This is a genomic window from Corynebacterium sp. LaCa_205, assembly GCF_057458085.1.
Window position 1 is genome coordinate 860572 of the sequence record NZ_CP190931.1, and the last position, 22512, is coordinate 883083.

Here is a 22512-nt window from a genome sequence, read left to right on the forward strand (position 1 = left end):
CTCGGGGTAGCCGGAATGGTGGCGGTGGGCCCCACTATTGTTTTGGGTGCTGTTTCGATACTCTGGGAGCCATGACTGAAGGTAAAAATGTTCTCCTCGCGGCGCCGCGCGGATACTGCGCAGGCGTAGATCGCGCGGTTGAAACCGTAGAAAAGGCGCTGGAAAAGTACGGCGCGCCCATTTATGTACGCAAGCAAATCGTGCACAACCGCTACGTCGTAGAGTCTTTGGCAGAACGCGGCGTCATCTTTGTTGACGAGGCCTCTGAAGCCCCAGAAGGTGCCCACCTAGTCTTTTCCGCCCATGGTATTTCCCCGGCCGTTCGGGCAGAGGCAACGCAGCGCAAGCAACTAACGTTGGACGCCACGTGCCCATTGGTAACCAAGGTGCATAAGGAAGCCCAGCGCTTCCAGCGCGATGGCTATCACATCCTCTTGGTTGGCCACGAAGGACATGAGGAAGTGGAAGGAACCGCCGGCGAAGCACCGGAGGTTACCCACCTTGTGGATGGCGTCGAGGGCGTTGCTAAGCTGCCGGATTTCCTGCAGGACGAGAAGCTTATTTGGCTGTCCCAAACCACGCTCTCGGTGGATGAGACGATCACCATCGTCAATAAACTGCGCGAGCGTTTCCCGCATCTGGAAAATCCGCCTTCAGACGATATTTGCTACGCCACCCAAAACCGCCAAGAATCCGTCAAAGCCATTGCCCCCAAGTGCGACCTGATGATTGTGGTGGGGTCTAAAAACTCCTCTAACTCGGTGCGCCTGGTCGAAGTCGCGCTCGAGGCTGGTGCTAAGGCTTCCCACCTCGTAGATTTTGCCAAGGAGATCGACGATGCCTGGCTGGAAGGCGTGCGCACCGTCGGAGTCACCTGTGGTGCATCTGTACCAGAATTGCTGGTACGCGAGGTATTGGAATTTCTCGATGCGCGTGGCTATAGCGACGTAGAACAGGTAACTACCTCTACGGAGACGATTACCTTCGCCCTGCCGCGCGACCTGCGCCCAGCACGCACTTAAACAGGCGCGCGCTTAAACTACATCTAAAAAAAGGCCCGTTTCCGGGCCTTTCTTTTGTTTTAGTCCTCGTCATAGAGGTTATCGTCCCAACCTTGCTTGGGCGCTTGCTTGTGCTCCTTAGACGCCGGTACCGAATCGCCGGCGCGCCGGGTTGGATCCGGGCGCATTGGATTTGCGCGTTCCTCTTGCTGGAGGCGGCGGCGTTCCTCTCGGTCGCGCCCACGCAGGCGATCTTTGGGCGTGGGGCGGGACTTCCTTAACGTGTGAGAAGCGCGGGCGCGCTGCGGAGTGGCTGGAGTTTTAGTAGGTTCCTTTGCCAGCCTATCGCGCGCCATCAAGTCAGCGACCGATAAACGCTCAGCGCGATTGCGGCGGTCTTGCTCAGCATCGGAACGGCGGGAGGAAGTTTCCATTTTAGCGGTGCGACGTGCCGTCTTACGGTAGCGGACCCATCGCAACCAGCCGATGATTCCTGCGCCTACTAAAGCGATGAGGAGCCAGAGAAAGCTTTGGACAAGGGGGAAAGCTGCGGTTACGGTAGCCGTCTTGGAAAACGGTGATGCTCCCTCTGGCAAGTTGGCCTTGGTAATAAAGAATCCGGCCAGTACCACCGTGATGGCATACAAGATGGGGATGGAAGCCACCGTGAGGAAGAGGCCGCGTTCTTCTACGATGAGCGCCACCAGCAGCGAGCCGATGACGAGGAAGGCGAGGTAAGCCCACCCGATGGTACCCATCAGGATGGAAATCAACGCGCCGGTGAGCAAAATTGCCGCGAGCAGCCCAAGGCCCGTGCCCAGCGTGATGCTGGGGAGTCCAGAGCTTTGGGCGGCGGAAGACTTTCTTTGCTTGGCTTGTGACACGTCGGAAGATCCTACCGGTTCGTGCCTGCCCATGGCTATTTCCACGCACTAAGTCGCCGGATTTATAGTGGCGAATGCCCGCGCGGCCACGTATCGATGGCTATGGGCTCCCGTGGCGTGCGGTCCGTGCGGCCTGGGATATCCATCTCGTGCAATTTGCGGGCGGTGACGCCGACACGGGAATCTAGCGAGGACAGTGTGGCATTGTAGGCTTCGACTGCCTTTTCCAAGTTGTGGCCCACCCTGCCATAGTGATCAGAAAGTGTATTCAGGCGCGTGTACAGTTCGCGCCCTAGGCGCTGAACCTCCTTTGCCTTGGCTGAGATGTCTTCTTGGTGCCACCCCATAGCCACCGTGCGCAGGAGGGCAAAAAGCGAGCTGGGGGTGGCAATTACTACATTGCGTTCAAAGGCATACTCGATGAGTTCTGGGTCCACTGACAATGCAGCATCGAGGAAAGGATCTGCAGGGACAAACAGGATGACGAATTCGGGTGTAGGTTGAAACGCTTCAATATAGTCTTTGTGCGATAGTGCTTGGACGTGGCCACGCATCAAGTGTGCGTGGCGGCGCAAGAAGCCGGCGTGTTCTTCTGGGTCATCGGTCTCCAGCGCGTCGAGGTAAGAAGTAAAAGGCACCTTGGCATCGACAATGATATGGCGGCCACCAGCCAACTTGATAACCATGTCTGGGCGAACGATGCGACCACCCAGCGGAGCAGAAACCTGGCAGTCAAAGTCCACATGTTTGGTCATGCCGCCTATTTCAACCACCCGCTCCAATTGCACCTCGCCCCAACGACCGCGGGTATTGGGCGAGCGCAAGGCACTAACAAGTTTGTCAGTGCGTTCAGTCAGACGAGAGGAGGTACGGGTTACCGCCTGGACCTGGCTAGAAAGGGAAGCGAGCAGCGCGGTGCGGTCTTCCTCAATTTCTTGGAGCTGAAACCCCAAGCGGTCCATGGCCTTTTCCAGCGGCTGGAGCTCAGCTTGGCGACGCTGCGATTCTTGCAGCGCGCGGTGTTCGGCACTTGGCGCCGAACGAGCAGCGGAGTAGGAATGGGCCAACCAACCCATTACCGCGCCGAGGGTGAGGCCGATAAAAAGTAGCAGCACGGGCAATGTGGAAGTCATGGAACCCAGCATGGCACGTACAGCCGACACAGCCCACTATTTTTTCGAATCTCCGTTCAAAAGGCCCTCGAAGGCATCGCGGGCACGGCGCAGGTTGGAGCGCACGCCGGGCTTCTCATGCTCTTTCGGGGTGGATTCCACGTTGAGGGCAGCGTCGAGGGAATTGGAGTTGCCGTCCGCGGCTACGTCCGCCACTGCGCCTTCTGGGGCTGCGTAGTCCGGCATTTTAAGCCACGCCTCGCGCTTATAGCGCCCTTGTTCCTCCGTATAACGGCCGATGAGGTAGCCAGCTACGGTGGAAAAGTCCAGCTCCGCGGCGGTCTTTTCTCCCGACTGGAGCTTCATCATATCTTGGCTGTAGCGATAGGCCACCGCGAACATCGCGGCTGCCGGAACCGCGAGGAAACCTCCCACCAGGCCAAATAGCGCAGAGCCTACCGTCACAGAAACCAAGACGATGACGGGGTGCAGGTCCATGGCCTTGGACTGCAGCCAAGGGGAAAGGACATTTCCCTCCAGCTGTTGGACCAGCAAGACCAGTCCAAGAACGAGCAAGGCCTTGGTAATACCAAGGGACACCAGTGCGATGGTGACGGAAAGGGCACCGGCCACAATTGCACCGACGAAGGGGATAAAGCCGGCGATGAAGGTGATGATTGCCAAAGCCATGGCCAGGGGGACGCCGATGAGGGCGAGGCCGATGCCGATAAAGACGGCGTCGACAAGCGAGACAACTGCCTGCGCACGAATAAAGCCTCCAAGCGTGGTCCATGCGCGGGTGAGTAGCTCAGTAAGGTGCCAGCCGGCGCGTTTGCCGGTGGCATCGCGCAGCCAGGGGAGGAACTTGGCGCCGTCCTTGAGGAAGAAGAAGGTCAGCACCAACACAATGAAGAGGGTGACCAAGATGGAGGTAGCGGTGCCGATACCGGTAAAGACGGAACCCGCGATGGCGCCAGCGCGCTGCTGCAGCCAGGAAGCCGCTTCATCGATGTAGCTGCTCATATCCTCGCTATCGAGGTTAAGGGGTGGGCCCTGTGCCCAGAGCTGCAGGCTTTGGATGCCGGAGACCGTCTGCAAGTACAAAGAGCGGGATTGGCGCATGAAGTCCGGGGCAACGAAGGAAATGAGTCCACCCACTGCCGTGAAAGAAACCAAAATGGTTACGGCAGCCGCCAACGCGGCGGGGAGGCCAATGCTGCGCAACTTCTTAGCCACTGGGGCTAGGACGGTGCAGATGATGAGGGCCAAAAGCACTGGCAAGATGCCCTGCCAGAAATTGCCGAGCAAGCGGTAGAGGGCGTAGAGGAAAACGCAGATGATGAGCAGGCGGACCGCCCATAGGGACGCAGACTTAACTACCTCGCCGGCAATGACAGAGCGATCTACCTGATCGCCCGGCGGATGTGGCGATACATCCTCCAGCTTGCTGGTATCGAAGCTTTCATCAAACTTATCGCCCAGGCCCGTCTTGGGAGCCTCGGGCAGCGGTTGGTTATCAGAACTCACCCCACCATCTTGCCTTAAAAGAAGGTGGGTGAGTTAGGATTGGCCCCGTGAGTCTTACACTAGGAATCGTCGGCCTGCCCAACGTGGGCAAGTCCACATTGTTTAATGCCCTGACCCGTTCCGAGATCCTGGCGGCGAACTACCCGTTTGCCACCATCGAGCCCAACGTGGGCCTGGTGGAGCTGCCGGACTCCCGCCTGACCCACCTGGCGGAAATGTTTAACTCGGAGCGTATCCTGCCCGCCACTGTGTCCTTCGTGGATATTGCCGGTATCGTCTCTGGCGCTTCGCAGGGTGAAGGCATGGGCAACGCCTTCCTAGCCAATATCCGTGAGGCAGATGCTATCTGCCAGGTCGTGCGCGCTTTTTCCGATGACAATGTCATCCACGTCGATGGCAAAGTTGACCCGCGCAATGACATCTCCGTTATTAATACCGAGCTCATCCTCGCGGACCTCCAAACCATTGAAAAGGCTCTGCCGCGCCTTGAAAAAGATGCGCGCAAGAATAAGGACCTGGCTGCTGAGGTGGAAGCCACCAAGAAGGCGCAGGAGATTCTAGAAGATGACCGCACCCTCTTCGCAGCAGCTAAGGAGGGCGAGATTGACCTCTCGCTCGTGCGCGATCTGCACCTGATGACGGCAAAGCCTTTCCTCTATGTCTTTAACTCGGACGAGGCCGTGCTTACCGACGACGCAAAGAAGGAAGAGCTTCGCCAGCTCGTCGCCCCGGCCGAATCCGTGTTCCTTGACGCCCAGACAGAAACTGAGCTGCTTGAGCTGGAAGAAGACGAAGCGCGCGAATTGCTTGAGTCCGTGGGCCAAGATGAGCCGGGGTTGGCTACTTTGGCCAAGGCGGGTTTTGCCACGCTGGGGCTGCAGACTTATCTCACCGCCGGTGAGAAGGAAGCCCGCGCGTGGACCATCAAGCAGGGCTCTGCCGCCCCGCAAGCCGCCGGCGTTATCCACACTGACTTTGAAAAGAAGTTCATCAAGGCCGAAATCGTTTCCTACGATGACCTAGTAGCCGCCGGCTCTATGGCCGAAGCTCGCGCGCACGGTAAGGTCCGCCAAGAAGGCAAGGACTACATCATGCAAGACGGCGACGTGTGCGACTTTAAGATCGGCGGTTAATTCCGCGTCTTCTAAGTCATGGGCCTCCTAACGGAGAAGGCACTGCCCGCGCAGGCGGAGAAATTGTAGCGATTGAGAATCTTCCGCGTTATTGTGGGCGAGGTACCCAAACAATAGGAGGTCACATTATGGCTGAACTAGACAACAAGACCATTGCAATCATCGCTACCGATGGTTTCGAAGACTCTGAGCTGACTTCCCCCTTGGAGGCTGTGAAGAACGCTGGTGCTACCGTGCGCGTCATCGCCCCTAAGGCCGGCACTATTACCGGCAAGAAGGGAACGGAGATTTCCGTTGACGCCGCTACCGCTGACTCCACCGGCGAGTCTTTCGATGGCATCATCTTGCCCGGCGGTACCGACAATGCCGACCTGCTGCGCTTGGACAAGGCCGCAGTAGAAATCGTGCGCAACCACATGAGCAAGGATCTCCCGCTTGGTGCTATCTGCCACGGTGCATGGATCTTGGCCGATGCTGAAGCTCTTAAGGGTCGTACCTTGACGTCCTTCCCCTCCTTGCAGACCGACCTGCGCAATGCGGGCGCCACGTGGGTAGATGAGGAAGTTCACTGTGACCAGGGCTTGGTCTCCTCCCGCACTCCAGATGACCTGCCAGCCTTTAACGCCAAGCTGGTAGAAGAGTTTGCAGAGGGCCAGCACTAAGGCTCCACAATTTAAGCCACGGGAGTTTCCCGTGGCTTTTTCGATCTTGCGCCGGTGTCACATGCCCTATAAAGTTAGGATTTCTTGAAGGGGAGTAGTTCCCTCGGTTAATTCCGAGATGACTGGTCGACATACTGGCGTTTAGCCCGGCCAGCCAGCGCCCGCAGTGCCCGCGGCCGTGAACGAGACCTTCGGTCCGCAACCGAACCGAAGGGAGAAGTGACTATGTCCTCCATGGGCTCAGAGCAGCGCATTCTTGAGCGCTTCATGCAGCTATCCATCGCCGCCGCTGTGGCTACCATCATCCTTAAGGCCTTGGCCGCGTGGTTTACCGGCTCGGTGGGCTTCCTCTCCGATGCCTTCGAATCCATCGTGAATCTCGTCGCGGCCATCGCCGGCTTTTATGCCCTCCGGATTGCCTCTAAGCCGGCCGATGATAACCACCAGTTTGGCCATGGCAAAGCGGAGTACGTCTCCGCCTTGGTAGAGGGCGCAATGATTTTTATTGCAGCCGGCATGATCGTGTACACGGCGATCCAGCGCTTCTTTGTTCCGCAGCCGATTGAAGAGCCGGGCTGGGGCTTGGCGTTGTCAACGCTTTCGTCGGTGCTCAACGCCGCGGTAGGCATCGCGCTCATCCGTGCAGGTAAGCGCTACCGATCCGCTACCTTGGATGCGGATGGGCACCATTTGCTTACCGACGTCTGGACTTCCGTCGGCGTCCTTGTCGGTATCGCCGCCGTTTATTTAACTGGCTGGATGTGGCTAGACCCTGTAGTAGCCCTCGCTGTGGGTATCAATATCTTGTGGACTGGTTACACCCTCCTGCGCGATTCCGTGAGCAGTTTGCTTTCTGAAGCACTTCCCGCGGATGAGCGCCAGCAGATTCGCCAGCTGCTGGCCCGGTTGGAAAAGGAGCAATCGGTTACCTTCACAGACCGGCGTACTGTCGCTTCCGGCCGTCAGCGCTTGGTCTACCTGACCATGGAGGTGCCAGGAGAGTGGAGCGTTATGCATTCCCACGAGGTTGCTGACGTCGTGGAAATCGCCCTAGATGAGCTGTATCCAGGCTGCAGTGCGTTCATTCACGTGGAGCCGGCGGGCGTGGAAAACCGCCGCCCGTACCTATTTCGCTAGGCCTTAATTTTCTAAGTTTTCGGGCGGTCACTGTGGCTGATTTTTTAGACCGACATGTGTGTAGACCCGTTCGAGTGAATAGGGCCTGTACATAACCTGTGCTTTTCCGCAGAAAGCATACACCCTTCTGAAAGGACTCTGTGGGTTTAGTGGCACCGCCTTTTGGGGGTGGGGTAAGTCTTGAATGATTTGGAGAAAGTGGAGGGTGTTGACTACGGCGCTGCGGGGTCGTGAAACGACATCTATTTTTTAGATTCGGGCCATTTATGGTGCAGAATTCTTAACGTTATGAAAATGTTATTGATTGCTCTGAGCTGCATGAAGTCTTCTCTGGGTGAATAAAACGGCAAAAATTTCTTGCTGGCGGTCGAAAAATTTTGAATTCTCCGTATGGTGGTTGTCACACCAAGCAAATAGCGATTCTCACCCCCGCATTCCACATGTGGGGGCAAGAATATGTCCTTTTGATTGGCTGAAGAGAGCTATACCAATAGCAGAAAGGATTTACTGACAATGGGTAAGAACATTAAGGATCTGTTTAACGCAACCGCATACGACAAGGACGGCGAGAAGCTGGGCAACGTTAACGAGGTATTCGTTGATGACCAGTCCGGCCAGCCTACCTTCGTTGAGGTTAACCACGGCCTGTTCGGTATGAACTCCAGCCTCGTTCCGCTGCGCGGTCACGACTTCTCCGGCGATGACCTGAAGCTGGGCTTCTCCAAGGACCGCATCAAGGACGCCCCAGACTTCGATTCCGATAAGCCGCTGACCCCAGAGGCACAGTCCGATATCTTCAAGCACTACGGCCTGGATAATGCACAGGACGTTACCGATTACAAGGACTCCAACCTGGACTCCAAGCGCGACGTTCAGGCTGGCGCTGACAAGGACCACAACTTGGCCGCAGGTGCCGGCGTTGCTGGCGCTGGTGCAGGCGCTGCTGGTGCACACGCTAACGAGAAGAAGGAAGCTACCCACACCACTGATGCGGCTGCTGCTGAGCGTAAGGCTGGCGTTGCCGATAACGCTGCTTCCAAGAACACCGCAGCTGCGCACACCAACAATGACGGCGAGCTCATCCGTTCTGAGGAGCAGATGAACGTCAATAAGGAGCGTGTGGCTACCGGCGAGGCTCGCCTGCGCAAGTACGTTGTAACCGACACCGAGACCGTTGAGGTTCCGGTTGAGCGCGAAGAGGTCAGCGTTGAGCGCACTCCGATCAGCGCTGAAGATGCCAAGAACTACAACGGCACCATCTCCGGTGACACTGAGGAAGCTTCCGTCACCCTGCACGAGGAGCAGGTTAACGTGAACAAGGAAACCGTTCCGGTTGAGAAGATCAACCTGAAGAAGGACACCGTTCGCGACACCGAGACTCACACCGAGGAGCTGCGCAAGGAGCAGATCGACACCGATGGTGTTGATGGCCTCAAGAAGTAAAAGCGCATAGCTAAACGCCCGCAAGGTTTTCCTTGCGGGCGTTTCTTATGTTTGAAGGCTTATTTAAGCCTTGGCACCGATGGCTGCGGCCGAGTCAGAATCCATAATGTCTTTGACGCCGCTTTCTGCTGCGTCCCAGGTTGCCCTGTCTTGGATGCCGGCACGTTTTGCAACGACGGTGGCGCACAGTACCTGTCCGGTGACGTTGAGTGCAGTGCGTCCCATGTCAATAATCGGCTCAATGGCCAGCAGGAGACCGACACCAGCCAGCGGAAGGCCAAGTGTAGATAGCGTCAGCGTGAGCATAACCGTTGCGCCCGTGGTGCCTGCGGTAGCAGCGGAACCAATGACGGAAACAAAGATGATGAGCAGGTATTGGGTGAAGTCGAGGTTAATGTCGTAGAACTGGGCAACAAAGATGGCTGCGATGGCCGGGTATACGGAGGCGCAGCCGTCCATCTTGGTGGTTGCTCCTAGCGGAACGGCAAAGGAAGCGTATTCAGAAGGAACACCCATGGCCTTTTCGCTAAAGCGCTCGGTAGCTGGCATGACACCCATGGAAGAACGGGTAACAAAGCCCAGCGAGGTGACCGGCCAAACGCGCTTATAAAAGCCCATGACTGGAATCTTGTTGAACTTCAGTACGGCGGGGTAGACCACGACAAAAACCAGACCAAGGCCCACGTACATGGCCAGCACAAACTTGCCCAGCGAGCCCAAGGCGTCCCAGCCGTAGGTTGCTACTGCCTTACCGATAAGGGCGGCGGTGCCAATCGGTGCAAGGCGGATGATCCACCACAAGATGACCTGGATGACCTTGAGGAAGGACTCGGTAAAGTGCAGGAATGGCTCGGCGGACTTGCCGGTCTTGACCGCGGCGATACCAATGGCCAGGGAAATGACAAGCAGTTGTAACGCGCCGAAGCTGAGGGATACTTCGCCGTCGGAAAGCGAGGCAGAAAGTCCTACGAAGTTCTGTGGCAGAAGCTGCTCAAAGAACGCGGTCCACGAGCCGACGTGGGAAGGATCCTGCGCAGTGGCGGCATCGACGCTCGTGCCGACGCCCGGCTTCATAATGACGGCAACGAAAATGCCCATCAAGACAGAGAAGAATGCGGTAATGGCGAACCACACCAGTGTGGAAATCGCCAGGGAAGCCGCGTTAGCCACCTTGCGCAAATTGGCGACAGAGGTAACAACAGCGGCGAAGATCAGCGGCGGGATCATCACCTTGAGCAGCTGGACGTAGGCGCTACCGACTCCCGTGAGCAGGGTGGTCAACCAACCGGGATTGTCTGGGTCGGTATCCATGCCGGAGGCGATGAAACCCAAGATGAGGCCGATGATAAGGCCGGCAATAACTTGCGCGCCGAATCCTGTGGCCCAGCCTGGGAGCCTAGAGCGCGGAGATTCCTGTTGAGACATAAAGGTTCCTTTGAAAATAAAAATGGACAGATCGGACTAGTTTTCAGATACTGTCCTGTTCAACTTCAACTTCGCTCAGTTTATTCCTTCGACGTCTTTAGGCACAAGACGTGGGGATTCTCCCGTGGCTGCGACCTCATCCTTCGCGCTCACCGGGTGGCTTCTTAATACCTGGGGTTCTTTTCCCACTGAGCGCGAGGGGGAGGAGGAATTGCGGTGTGCGCCCTCGGCGCTCACCAGAGCGGGGTGGAAGCATCACCTTTACGCTGCTGGTGAGCGCGAAGGGCGGAGGGGGGGAAGGGCGGAGCGCGAGGTGCAGAGCGAGGAGGGGCTGCGATTTCTGGAATACTGGCGGCATGAAAATCCTCGTGACTGCATTTGACGCCTTCGGCGGAGAAAGCATTAACCCTACAGAACAAGCGCTGGAGCTATTACCAGAGGAGGTTGGGGAGCGGAGCTTGTCAAGACGGTGATTCCGACCAAGTTTGGGGAATCCCTGCGCCGAGTAATTGCACTCGCAGAGGAATCATCAGTCGATGCAATTGTGTGCTTGGGACAGGCAGGCGGCCGGAAACATATCACCCCGGAGCGAGTCGCCATTAATGTGATGGATGCCGAGATTCCTGATAACGCGGGTTATCAGCCAGTGGATGTACCGGTCGTGGAGGGTGGCCCAGCGGCGTATTTTTCCACGCTACCGGTAAAGGAAATGGTCGCGGCGATGGATGATTGTCCGGCGCGGGTGTCGAATACGGCGGGGACTTTCGTGTGCAATCAGCTCCTGTATGGTCTCCTGCATCACTTCGCAGGGACGGAGGTGCGCGCGGGATTTGTACATGTTCCCTATATTGAGGAGCAGAACAAAGCGGATAAGCCCATGATGGCGCTAGCTGAGGTAGTCGAGGGGATAAAGCGGGCACTCTGGGCGGTGCAGGCTAGTTAGGGTAGCCTTTGTGGCTTTTTGAACCAGCGAAATATAGATTTATGGATATGTCTCGCTTTAGCCCTCTCAACTGGCCGGTTGTGCGCCAGCTGCGCAGCGGCGATCCCTTTGGCAGGGACGTCAATACGCAGTCTCAAAAGAGCAAGGATAAACATGGACGCACCGTGGAAGCGGACCGCGTGGTGCAGTCAGTGTGCCCGTACTGCGCGGTCGGTTGCTCGCAGCGCGTGTATGTCAAAGATGACCGTGTCATCCAGGTAGAGGGTGATCCGGATTCGCCCATTTCTCGTGGGCGATTGTGCCCGAAGGGATCTGCGTCGGAGCAGCTCATTAACTCCGCTACGCGCCTGACCAAGATTAAATATCGCGCGCCTTATTCTTCGCAGTGGCAGGACCTTGATGAAGATACCGCGATGGAGATGATTGCGGATCGTTTCTTGGAGGCGCGTCGCAACGGTTGGCAGGATGTCGACGATGAGGGCCGCACCCTCAATCGCACGATGGGCATCGCCGGTTTGGGCGGTGCGACCTTGGATAATGAGGAAAATTACCTCATTAAGAAGCTGTTTACCGCGGCCGGTGCGATACAGCTTGAGAACCAGGCGCGCATATGACACTCCGCCACCGTTCCTAGTCTAGGAACTTCGTTTGGCCGCGGCGGCGCAACCCAACCGCTGCAGGATATGGCGAATGCGGACTGCATCGTCATTGAGGGTTCTAATATGGCCGAGTGCCACCCAGTGGGATTCCAGTGGGTAGTAGAGGCCAAAAAGCGTGGGGCACGCATCATTCACGTGGATCCGCGCTATACGCGTACGTCCGCGTTTGCGAATCGCCATATTGGTATTCGCGGCGGCACGGATGTAGTGCTATTGGGTGCAGTGATTAATTATCTGCTGGAAAATGAGCTGTACTTCCATGACTATGTGGTGGCGTATACCAATGCGCCGATGATTATCTCGGAGGACTACCAAGACACCGAGGATCTAGATGGTTTGTTCTCTGGCTATGACCCAGAGACCGGAAAATACGTCACGGATTCGTGGCAGTACGTGCAGAAGCCCGAGGGTGCGTCGTGGAATGTGGAACGCGATGAATCGCTGGAGCATCCCAATTCGGTTTTCCAGATTCTCAAGCGCCATTACGCACGCTATACGCCTGAGATAGTGGAGGAGACCTGCGGTATTGCGCAAGAGGACTTTTACTACCTTGCGGAGTCGATTGCGCAGAATTCTACGCCGGATCGCACCACGTGCTTTGCTTATGCTTTGGGCTTTACTCAGCACACTCTGGGTGCGCAGTTCATTCGTACCGCGGCAATTTTGCAGCTGCTGACCGGTAATGTGGGCCGACCAGGCTCGGGCATTATGGCGTTGCGTGGACACGCGTCTATTCAGGGGTCTACCGATATTCCGACGCTGTTCCATTCGCTGCCGGGGTATTTGCCTATGCCGGGCGTCGACAAGCAAAGCTGGCCTGAGTATGTAGATGGCATCCGCAATGAGTCGCAGAAGGGCTTCTGGCAGATCGGAGAGAACTATGCGGTCTCGCTGATGAAGTCCTACTGGGGCGATGCAGCGACCAAGGAAAACGGGTGGGGTTATGACCTCATGCCGCGTATTTCTGGTGCGCATTCGACCTATGAAACGCTCATGGCAATGCTGGATGAGCAGGTGGAAGGCTATTTTGTCTTCGGCCAGAATCCGGCAGTGGCGCAGTCTAATGGCGGCATGCAGCGCCGTGGTTTGGCGGCGCTAAAGTGGCTGGTTGTGCGCGATTTCCAGGAGATTGAGACTGCCTCGTTCTGGAAGGATTCGCCGGAGATTAAAAACGGCGAGCTCAAGACCGAAGATATCGGTACCGAGGTTTTCTTGATGCCGGCGGCAACCCACGTGGAAAAGGCCGGTACCTTCACCCAAACCCAGCGCATGTTGCAATGGCGTTTCCAGGCGGCACCGCCGCCAGGTGATGCCAAGAGTGACCTGTGGTTCTTCTACCAGTTGGGCAAGAAGGTTAAGGAGCGTCTGCGCGATTCCACTGATCCGCGAGATCTGCCTTTGCAGAAGGTCACGTGGGATTATGTGGAAACCGAGGAAGGTGAGCCGAATTCTGAGGACGTCCTCAAGGAGATCAATGGTTATTACCTTGAGGGCCCGAAGAAGGGCGAGCTTTTGCCTGCCTTCGTGGAGATGAAAAATGATGGCAGCACCTCGGGTGGCTGCTGGATCTACACTGGCGTGTTTAAGGATGGTATTAATCAGTCCGCCCGCAAGGTTCCTGGTTCGGAGCAAAATGAGGTTGCTCCGGAGTGGGGCTGGGTGTGGCCGGCAAACCGCCGCCTGCTCTACAACCGCGCTTCGGCGAAGCCGGATGGCACTCCGTGGTCGGAGCGCAAGAAGTATGTGTGGTGGGATGCTGACAAAGGAAAGTGGGTTGGCGATGACGTGCCGGACTTCCCGGTTACTAAGGCCCCTGACTACAAGGCTCCGGTCGACGCCGTGGGGCCGGACGCCCTCGATGGCACCGATGCCTTCATCATGCAGGCTGATGGCCGCGGTTGGCTCTTTGCACCGACCGGGCTTTCCGACGGCCCTTTGCCCACCCACTATGAGCCGCACGAGTCCCCGGTACACAATGTGCTGTACAAGCAGCAGCAGTCGCCGACGCGTCTGACTATTAAGCGTCCAGATAACCTGTCGCGTCCAGAGCCGGGCGAGCCGGGCGCGGAGGTTTTCCCGTTCGTCTTTTCTACGTATCGCCTCACGGAGATGTATACCTCGGGTGCGATGTCACGCCGTTTGCCGTATCTGGCGGAACTGCAGCCAGGCCTATTCTGCGAGGTTGATAAGGCCTTGGCAGAAAAGCGTGGGCTAGAAAATGGTCAGTGGGCCACGATCGTCTCGCCTCGCGGCGTGATTGAGGCGCAAGTCTTGGTCACTGACCGCATGCAGATGATGAAGATCAATGGTGAGGAGTTCCACCAAATCGGTTTGCCGTATCACTATGGCGAGTCCGATTCCACAGCCGTAGCTGGCGATGGTGCCAATGATTTGCTGGGCCTCACGCTGGAGCCGAACGTATTCATTCAGAATTCCAAGATTGGCGCCTGCGATATCCAGCCGGGGCGTCGTCCTCGTGGTGAGGCCCGTGTGGAGATGCTCAAGGAGTACCAGAAGCGTGCGCACCTGAATCTGGATTCCGGTAATGATCTGCTCACTGTGGATGATTCCTTCACTTATAACCCAGAGCCGCAGCAGCCCGTGGATGCGGACACGCCCGGCGAGAAGGGCGAGGAAAGCGAAGAAGGTAAGTAAATGACAAATCTACTGACCGAGAACGCGAGCCGGCACGGCTACGATAAGTACCGCCGCATGGCCTTTTTTACCGATACCTCCATTTGTATTGGTTGTAAGGCCTGCGAGGTGGCGTGCAAGGAGTGGAACCGCAATCCGGTAGAAGGCTATGACGTCACCGGTGATTCCTATGACAACACCGGTGCGCTGGGCGCTAATACTTGGCGGCACGTGGCCTTCGTGGAACAAAATAATGACCGTATCGAGCACGCCCGCGAGGAGGGAAAGAAGCTCATTTCTTTGGGCATGCCTTCGGTCGGGGCGCAGCCGCAAGAAGTTGATACCACTCCGCCAGATACCGATACCTTCCGGTGGCTGATGTCCTCGGATGTCTGCAAGCACTGCACGCATGCAGGTTGCCTTGATGTCTGTCCTACCGGCGCACTGTTTCGCACCGAATTTGGCACTGTGGTAGTGCAAGATGACGTGTGCAATGGCTGCGGGACATGCGTAGCCGGTTGCCCGTTCGGTGTCATTGAACGCCGCGATGATGGCGGTGTGGCGCTGAAATATGACAAGACCGCCACGGTGGATTACGTCGATAATTCCCATGCTGGCGTCAACGTGTTGAAAAAGCTCAAGCAGCTTGCCCCGCAAGGCCCGGACCATACACCGGGCGAGGCGATGCCGATCAAGAACTTGGGCGTGGCCCAGAAGTGCACTATGTGCTATGACCGCTTGAAGCAGGGCGAGCAGCCAGCGTGTTCTAAGACCTGCCCGACCGATTCCATCCAGTTTGGCCCTTATGAGGAGATGGTGGCAGCCGCCAAGGAACGCGTGCGGGTACTGCACGAGCAGGGGATTACCGAGGCCCGGCTTTATGGTGCTAATCAAGACGATGGTGTCGGTGGAACCGGATCCATCTTCTTGCTTTTGGATTCGCCAGAGGTCTATGGGCTTCCGCCTGATCCACGCGTGCCGACGGCGGATTTGCCGCAGATGTATAAGACCGCAGTGAAGGCTATCGGCGGTATGGCGCTGGCCGTGGCCGGTTCCTTCCTGATTGGGGGACGTAAATGAGCAACTTTGATGAGTACCGCCCGCCGCAGCCGGAGCGTCGTAACCGCTACCGGAAATTTGATGGCACCAAGCCTAAAAAGAAGCGCAAGCGCCCAGGCGCGGGCGCGCAGGATGGTTCCAAAGAAGAGCGCATGGCGCAGGATTTCGAGTTCTCGTCCTACTACGGCCGGCCAGTGGTTAAGGCGCCGCCGTGGGAATGGCCAATCGGTGCGTATCTCTTCTTGGGCGGCGTCAGTGGCGGATCAGGGCTTTTGGCCGCCGGCGCACAGGCCGTGGGCAATGCACCGCTGCGTCGTACCACCCGCCTTTCTGCCTTTGGCGCGGCGGCCGCGGGATCAGTCTTTTTGATTCTGGATTTGGGCCGCTCGGAGCGCGCGCTGAATATGTTCCGCGTCTTCAAGGTGACCTCGCCGATGTCTCTGGGATCGTGGATCCTGTCGGGCTTCGCGAGCGCGGCCGCGCTGCCGGCCGCAGCGGAAGTGGATGCAGCGACTGGACATAAGCTGCCCCTGCCTAAGTTCGTGCGCACGGCGCTGCAGAAAGCTGCTGGACCGGCAGGCGCAGTCGCGGGAGTGCTCGGCGGTCCGCTGGCGGGATATACCGCGGTATTGCTGTCGAATACCTCGAATCCGGTGTGGAATGACATGAAAAAGCACCTGCCGTATGTCTTTGTTTCCTCGGCAGCGGCGGCGTCATCAGGAATGGCTATGGTGACCACCCCGGTCGAGCACGCAGGTCCTGCCCGCGTGTCGGGCATGGCCGCCGCGGCCAGCGATCTAGCGGCGACCAAGGTCTTGGAAGAAGGCATGGAGCCGGAGCCGCGCCAGGCTCTGCACGAGGGAAAGCCGGGCACGCTGATGAAGGCTTCGGAATACCTCATTGCGGCCGGTGGCGTGGGAAGCATGCTGGCTGCGGCCACAAAGTCCCGCGCGGTATCGGTGGCCGCGGGGCTATCGCTATTGGCAGGATCGGCGTGCACCCGCTTTGGTGTGCTCAACGCCGGCCTAGAAGCAGTGAAAAATCCGGAGACTACCATCGGCCCGCAAAAGCGCCGGGCGGAAAAGCGCCGGCGCGAGCAGGGTCTCGACCACGATGTGGTGAGCTCGGACTAGTCCACCTCCTGTAGGGCGGGAGCGAGTTCCGCGCCGATATCTTCCCTGCGTTGTTGCTCGGCTGCGGAGCAATAAAAGTGCCGGTCGGTGGACCCGAAGGGGAGGGGAGCATGCGCTTGGCGATGCCCCCTCGGTTGCACACCCCATCAACCCCAGCGCGGCTAGGGGCGCTGGGGAGGAGAAAATTTAGGCCTTGATATAAGCATCGCCCGTGCGCTCGGTGGTGTGGCCGATGACGGGGTAGCCGGGGACCTCGCCGATGAGGAGGAGTCCGCCGGAAGTTTGGGCGTCGGCAAGCAGCACCAGCTCTTCCTCGCTCAAGGAGGTTTCCAGGTGTGGGCGTACCCAGTCGAGGTTGCGGCGGGAGCCACCGGGGATGAATCCTTCCGCCAAGGCCTCCTTCGCGCCGTCGATGGTGGGCACGGCGGAAAAGTCGAGCTCCGCGGCGATGCCAGAGGCGCGGCACATCTTATAAAGGTGGCCGAGCAGGCCGAAGCCGGTGACATCGGTGGCCGCACGCACGCCTGCCTCCACCGCGGCACGGGCGGCCTCGCGATTCAAGGTGGTCATGGAATCGACTGCGGCTTGGGATACCTCGCCGGTGGCCTTGTGTTTATTGTTGAGGATGCCTACGCCGATGGGCTTGGTGAGGGTAATGGGCAGGCCGGGCTCGGCGGCGTCGTTGCGCATGAGCTTTTCGGGCGCGACGATACCGGTGGCGGCCATGCCATAGAGTGGTTCAGGGGCGGTAATGGAATGGCCGCCGGTAACAGAGATGCCGGCTTCGGTGGCTACGTCCATGCCGCCGCGCAGGACCTCGCGTAGTACGTCCAGTCCGAGCTTTTCATTGGGCCAGCCTACGAGGTTGATGGCGGTAACGGGGGTGCCGCCCATGGCATAGACATCAGAAAGCGCGTTGGCCGCAGCCACTCGCCCCCAATCGTAGGGGTCATTGAGCATCGGGGTGAAAAAATCCGCGGTGGAAATAACTGCTAGACCATCCTGGATTTTGACTGCCGCAGCATCATCGCCATCATCTAGGCCCACCAGTACATTAGGGTCGGCCTTGCCTATCAGGCCCTCGACGGCAGACTCAAGCTGGCCAGCGGGAATCTTGCAGGCGCAACCGCCGCCTGCGGCGAAAGAGGTGAGCTTAATTTCTTCGGTCATAGCGCCATTTTACTCATCTCCAGAGAGTATCTGGCTGCAAAGCTAGGGCGGGAACCCGCTTGCGGCGGCGTGTGGCGATAGGACAGAGGGCGCCGAGGTTTCGCCTTCGAGGGGCTTGGTGGACGTAGGGATGACAGGTGTATTGGCGCCGGGGAATGCGCGTGTAAGGTGAGCACACGGAGGCGTACGTGTCCTGGTGGGCGCCCCGGTCTTCAAAACCGGTGAGGCCGAGCATCTCGGTCTGGCAGGTTCGATTCCTGTCCGTCTCCGCCATTCGCGCGCAAGGAGGAATGCCACAGTGCCCACGCCCACCCCTGCAGCCAGCCCCGATCCCCGTCGGAATATTCCCCGCATGGATGAGCTGCTCCAGCTGCCAGAAGTAGAAACCGCGCGACAGCGCCTTGCCGAGCACACCATTCGTGCAATTGTTCAGCGCACAGTTGCCCAAGCACGCCGCGGCGAGCTGCCTATCAACGATATCCCCACAGAAATTGCGCAACGCCTGGGGCAGCAGAGGGTGCATTCCCTGCGGCCGGTCATCAACGCCTCCGGCGTCATCATCCATACCAACTTAGGGCGCGCCCCTCTTCCGGGAGCCGCAGTAGAGGCCCTTCATGACGCCGCCTCTTATACCGACGTGGAAATGGACCTTGATTCTGGCAAGCGCTCGAAAAACCGCGGAGCTGGCGCCACGGCTGCGCTGCTTGCGGCCTGTCCCGGTGCAGAAGATGCCCTCGTGGTCAATAACGGCGCCAGTGCCTTGCTCTTGGCCACTGCCGCACTCGCCCCGGGCAAAGACGTCATCATTTCGCGCGGCGAACTTATTGAGATCGGTGCGGGCTTTCGTTTGCCGGAGCTCATCGAGTCTACGGCCACGCGCCTCAAGGAAGTCGGCGCGACTAATCGCACGCATCTGGCCGATTATGAGCGCGCGCTGGGGGAAAATACCGGCGCCATTTTGAAGGTGCACCCTTCTAACTTCCGCATTGAGGGCTTTACCTCCGCAGTCGGCGTGGATGAGCTGCACCGCCTAGCAGCGCAGCACCATACGCGGCTCATTGTGGACCTGGGTTCTGGTTTACTAAATCATGATCCCGCGCTGCCAGAGGAACCAGATATTCAGGCCCAGCTGCGCGCCGGCGCCGATATCGTCATTGCCTCCGGCGATAAGCTACTCGGCGGCCCGCAGGCAGGAATTTTGCTCGGTACCAAGGAGGCGATTGCTGCGGTGAAAAAGCACCCACTTGCGCGCGCCGTGCGTATAGACAAGCTGCGCCTCAACGCCTTGGAGGCTGCCATTTCCACGCCTTCGAATGCGGTGCAAGATGCACTGCATCTGGACAGGGAGACCCATCGCGCGCGCACGGAAGCGATAGCGGAGGCAGTCGGTGCGCGCGTAGTGCCCCACGATGGCCGCGTAGGCGGTGGCGGGGCGCCCGAATACCCGCTACCCGGTTATGCGGTTAGCCTGCCAGAACACTTTGCGGACGCGCTTCGCCACCACGAACCACCGGTGGTAGCCCGGGTGCATCAGGGCAACTGCCTAGTGGATATACGCTGCGTTCCCGCAGACCAAGACGCCGTGGTCATTGCCGCGATTAAGGCGGTGGGCTAGGTGTACGTCGTTGCTACCGCCGGCCATGTAGACCATGGCAAGTCCACCTTGGTGCGCGCACTTACGGAGATGGACCCGGACCGGTGGGAAGAAGAGAAGCGCCGCGGGCTCACCATTGACCTAGGATTTGCCTGGACCACCTTGCCCTCTGGTGCAGATGTGGCTTTCGTGGACGTGCCCGGCCATGAAAAATTCTTGGGCAATATGCTTGCCGGCGTGGGCCCAGCCCCAGTGGTCCTTTTCGTGGTGGCAGCTGATGAGGGGTGGCAAGCCCAGTCCACCGATCATCGCGATGCCTTGCGCGCCCTGGGCGTAGAGCATGGAATTATCGCACTTACCCGCAGCGACCGCGCCACCGTAGATCGCACCGCCGAGATCCGTGCGGAGTTGGCAGATACCCCGCTTGCCGACGCCCCCATTATCCCCGTCTCCGCCCCCACCGGCGAAGGCATTGCAGAGCTGCGGCGGGCGCTGGATGATGTGCTTGCTGAAGTACCTGCTCCCGGTCCGACAGCCCCAGTGCGCCTGTGGGTCGACCGGGCGTTTAGCGTGAAGGGAGCGGGCACCGTGGTCACCGGAACACTCGCCGCGGGCAGCTTGCGCGTAGGCGATAGCCTGCAGGTGGTGACAGCTGAGGGCGAAAAGACGGTGGAAATTCGGGGACTGCACAGCGAAAATAGCGCACAGGAATCCCTTGGCCCTGTCACCCGCGCTGCCGTCAACCTGCGGGGAGTAGATGCCGCCGAGATACACCGCGGCGACGTAGTGCTGAGCCCAGGCGCATGGCGACTAGTGGAGCACCTCGATATTCGCCGCACCTTTGGCGCCGAGCTCGATGGGCTGCCAGATAACCTCGTCGTCCACACCGGTACCGCCGGGGTAGAGGGCCACTTGCGGCCCCTTTCGCCCGATTTCGCGCGCCTTAGCTTGGCTCATCCGCTGCCCCTTCAGCTCCTCGACCGCTTCGTCGTCCGCAGCCCCGGCGGTCGCCACGTCGTCGCCGGGGTAGAAGCAGTAGATCTCCGCCCGCCGGAGCTTAACCGTCGCGGTGCCGCTCCCCGTCGCGCAGAAGAACTCAGCGCGCAGGAGTCATTTAGGGATCCTGCATCCTATCTGTGGCGCGTCGGCTACGCCCGCTTGGATGACCTCGCCCGCGATGGCTTCGATACTGCCGCGCCACCCGCAGGCATCATCGCCTTCCGCGAGTGGTGGATAGCCGCTTCCCAGGTAACACGGTGGAAGGAAGCACTCAACGATGCTCTGCATGCCCACGCTGCCGCACATCCCTTGGCGCCGGGAATGCCTCGCAAGGCGGCCATGGATGCCCTCGGCATGCGCGACGAAGGATTGCTAGGGCTTGCGATCGCCGCTGCGAAGGCAGAAAGCAGTGAGGGAGTGCTTCGTCTGCCTGGGCAACGGGTGGATCTCGGCGCGGCTGAGCAGGGCATTGCTGTTATCGAGAAGAGACTTAAAGCGTCACCCTTTGCGGCACCAGAGGCAGATGATTTAGCGGAGCTGGGTCTGGGTACCAAGGAGCTTGCTGCCGCTGAGCGCGCCGGGCGCCTGTTGCGTCTTCAGCACAGCATCGTGCTTTTGCCCTCGGCACCAGAGGAAGCGCGTCGGTACTTGGCCGAGCTGGAACAGCCCTTCACGCTTTCTGCTGCCCGCCGGGCCTTGGGGACGACGCGACGGGTAGCCATTCCGCTCCTGGAATATTTAGATGCCCAGCGGATTACTCGCCGCGGGGAGGGAGGCTGCAGAACCTTGCGCTAGCAAGGACACTTTGGCGGGGCCGGTAGCTATTTGCGGTGGTTTCCTCCGCGGTGGTGGGAAGTCTCGCGTGCTACGCGCCGAGCCCGCACGCGCGCGGATTCGGAAGAATAACGGCCTGGTTCCTCGGCTACCGGGAGCACGCGCCAACTAAAACTCTGCTCGCCTGGGACAGAGGAGACCAATTCTGCAAGCTTGGCGCTGGCTTTAGGCGGCGTGGCCGAGTGAGCAGTTTGTTGTGGCGAAGCCGTCTGGGAAGGCGCAGCGGGTGCGGCTGGCTGCGCGTGCGGTCCTTGCGGACGACGCGAGCCCGTGGGAAGTGCAGTGACGATGGTCTCGCCGGATACTGTGTGATCCCAGACTTCGGGCGGCGTGGGCATGGATGCGGGCGCGGCGGCAGGAATCGCAGGTTGGGGAGCAGGCACGCGCAATGGTGGGACGGCGGGGGAGAAGATTTCCTCGGTGGTGGCCGTATCAGCGGGGATATCGACTGCAAGCATGCCATGGCTCGTGTAGGCACGGGCGGACAGCCCCGCTCCGGAGGCACTAGCAGCCTCGAATGCGGCACGCAGACCAGGCAGCGAGGCGATATCGCCGCAGGGGCCGAGAACCATATCGTCGCAGGTAGCTACAGCCGTGCCGGAAAGGTCTTCCAGGGTAACGAAGAATTGTTGCGTACCCATGCGTTGCAGCTGGGGGGAGGAAAGGTCGCCAGCGGCGACGTCGATAAGCACGCCTCGTCCACCGGCTAGCAGCGCGGTTCCTTGGGGCTGGTCATTGACCGGAACCATCCACGGCCACAAGCCAAGGGACACGGCAACCTCCACCTCGCCGTCAACTACTTCCACTGTGGCAATAGTCTGTGGCTGGGCAAACGAGTTTTTCAAACGCTCTAGGGCGGGATATTCCGCGGCTTCGACCTCGTCCAAAAAACCTAGGAAGCCGAAGTCTGAGCGGATGCGCCAGCCGTTGGTGTAGGTATCGGGTTCTAGGGAGACATCGACAAGCGCTGCGTGCTCGGACACGCCGGGGATACTCAACGCGGTGCCCAGCACGGGGTGCTCAAGGACTGCGACATGCTCCACGCCGAAGTAACTAGTCGCGAGCGGGTAAAGCGCCATAGAAAGTCACTCCCAAGGTTAAAGGCCGGTAAACAATGCTGAGCCCATTTTACGCATATGGGGGTAAGGCTGATGCCAGCTTTA

The 22512-nt window shown here is 59.0% G+C and carries 17 protein-coding genes and 1 tRNA gene; 12 read left to right on the forward strand and 6 right to left on the reverse strand.

The window, feature by feature from the left end; genetic code table 11:
- Positions 1-71 precede the first annotated feature (71 nt).
- Positions 72-1022: a 4-hydroxy-3-methylbut-2-enyl diphosphate reductase gene (locus ACP8J1_RS04290; protein ID WP_023021876.1), complete on the forward strand. Its 951-nt coding sequence runs from the start codon at positions 72-74 to the stop codon at positions 1020-1022.
- 59 nt (positions 1023-1081) lie between these two features.
- Here the strand turns inward: ACP8J1_RS04290 and ACP8J1_RS04295 are convergent, their stop codons facing one another.
- From ACP8J1_RS04295 to ACP8J1_RS04305, 3 genes are all read right to left on the reverse strand, one after another.
- Positions 1082-1885, reverse strand: coding sequence for a Yip1 family protein (locus ACP8J1_RS04295; RefSeq protein WP_051138352.1), 804 nt, complete (start codon positions 1883-1885; stop codon positions 1082-1084).
- Between the two features lie 62 nt (positions 1886-1947).
- Positions 1948-3018: a DNA recombination protein RmuC gene (locus tag ACP8J1_RS04300; RefSeq protein WP_034656472.1), complete on the reverse strand. Its 1071-nt coding sequence runs from the start codon at positions 3016-3018 to the stop codon at positions 1948-1950.
- 36 nt (positions 3019-3054) lie between these two features.
- Entirely contained in the window at positions 3055-4524 is a 1470-nt protein-coding gene (locus ACP8J1_RS04305; RefSeq protein ID WP_023021873.1) for an AI-2E family transporter, read from the reverse strand.
- A gap of 47 nt (positions 4525-4571) precedes the next feature.
- Between ACP8J1_RS04305 and ychF the strand changes: the two genes are divergently transcribed.
- From ychF to ACP8J1_RS04325, 4 genes are all read left to right on the forward strand, one after another.
- Positions 4572-5657, forward strand: a complete 1086-nt coding sequence (ychF, locus tag ACP8J1_RS04310) for a redox-regulated ATPase YchF (RefSeq protein WP_023021872.1) — start codon at positions 4572-4574, stop codon at positions 5655-5657.
- A gap of 128 nt (positions 5658-5785) precedes the next feature.
- On the forward strand, positions 5786-6319 hold the full coding sequence (locus ACP8J1_RS04315) for a type 1 glutamine amidotransferase domain-containing protein (RefSeq protein ID WP_023021871.1): 534 nt from the start codon (positions 5786-5788) through the stop codon (positions 6317-6319).
- A gap of 225 nt (positions 6320-6544) precedes the next feature.
- Positions 6545-7456 (forward strand): cation diffusion facilitator family transporter, encoded by a 912-nt coding sequence (locus tag ACP8J1_RS04320; protein WP_023021870.1) that lies wholly within the window; start codon positions 6545-6547, stop codon positions 7454-7456.
- A 513-nt stretch (positions 7457-7969) separates the two neighbouring features.
- The gene (locus ACP8J1_RS04325; protein ID WP_023021869.1) at positions 7970-8899 is read left to right on the forward strand and encodes a PRC and DUF2382 domain-containing protein; all 930 of its coding nucleotides are present in this window, start codon (positions 7970-7972) and stop codon (positions 8897-8899) included.
- Positions 8900-8962: 63 nt separating this feature from the next.
- Here ACP8J1_RS04325 and ACP8J1_RS04330 read toward each other — a convergent pair whose 3' ends face one another.
- The gene (locus ACP8J1_RS04330) at positions 8963-10324 is read right to left on the reverse strand and encodes a dicarboxylate/amino acid:cation symporter (protein ID WP_023021868.1); all 1362 of its coding nucleotides are present in this window, start codon (positions 10322-10324) and stop codon (positions 8963-8965) included.
- A 469-nt stretch (positions 10325-10793) separates the two neighbouring features.
- Between ACP8J1_RS04330 and ACP8J1_RS04335 the strand changes: the two genes are divergently transcribed.
- Genes ACP8J1_RS04335 through nrfD form a run of 4 tightly spaced genes read left to right on the forward strand, consistent with a single transcriptional unit; the run spans position 10794 to position 16752 of the window.
- A complete protein-coding gene (locus ACP8J1_RS04335; protein ID WP_023021867.1) occupies positions 10794-11267 on the forward strand; it encodes a pyroglutamyl-peptidase I in 474 nt (157 codons plus the stop codon).
- A gap of 47 nt (positions 11268-11314) precedes the next feature.
- Positions 11315-14581, forward strand: coding sequence for a formate dehydrogenase-N subunit alpha (gene fdnG, locus ACP8J1_RS04340; protein ID WP_232212583.1), 3267 nt, complete (start codon positions 11315-11317; stop codon positions 14579-14581).
- Positions 14582-15640, forward strand: coding sequence for a 4Fe-4S dicluster domain-containing protein (locus ACP8J1_RS04345; protein WP_023021864.1), 1059 nt, complete (start codon positions 14582-14584; stop codon positions 15638-15640).
- Positions 15637-16752 (forward strand): NrfD/PsrC family molybdoenzyme membrane anchor subunit, encoded by a 1116-nt coding sequence (gene nrfD / locus ACP8J1_RS04350; RefSeq protein ID WP_486697178.1) that lies wholly within the window; start codon positions 15637-15639, stop codon positions 16750-16752. The genes ACP8J1_RS04345 and nrfD overlap by 4 nt, the downstream gene beginning before the upstream one ends.
- Before the next feature lie 186 nt (positions 16753-16938).
- Here nrfD and selD read toward each other — a convergent pair whose 3' ends face one another.
- Positions 16939-17922, reverse strand: coding sequence for a selenide, water dikinase SelD (gene selD, locus ACP8J1_RS04355; protein WP_023021862.1), 984 nt, complete (start codon positions 17920-17922; stop codon positions 16939-16941).
- Positions 17923-18100: 178 nt separating this feature from the next.
- Between selD and ACP8J1_RS04360 the strand changes: the two genes are divergently transcribed.
- From ACP8J1_RS04360 to selB, 3 genes are all read left to right on the forward strand, one after another.
- Positions 18101-18195: transfer RNA gene (locus ACP8J1_RS04360), tRNA-Sec, on the forward strand.
- Positions 18196-18274: 79 nt separating this feature from the next.
- Positions 18275-19537, forward strand: a complete 1263-nt coding sequence (selA, locus tag ACP8J1_RS04365; RefSeq protein ID WP_051138347.1) for an L-seryl-tRNA(Sec) selenium transferase — start codon at positions 18275-18277, stop codon at positions 19535-19537.
- Positions 19538-21310, forward strand: coding sequence for a selenocysteine-specific translation elongation factor (gene selB / locus ACP8J1_RS04370; RefSeq protein WP_023021860.1), 1773 nt, complete (start codon positions 19538-19540; stop codon positions 21308-21310).
- A 26-nt stretch (positions 21311-21336) separates the two neighbouring features.
- Here selB and ACP8J1_RS04375 read toward each other — a convergent pair whose 3' ends face one another.
- On the reverse strand, positions 21337-22428 hold the full coding sequence (locus ACP8J1_RS04375; RefSeq protein ID WP_023021859.1) for a hypothetical protein: 1092 nt from the start codon (positions 22426-22428) through the stop codon (positions 21337-21339).
- Positions 22429-22512: the final 84 nt, after the last annotated feature.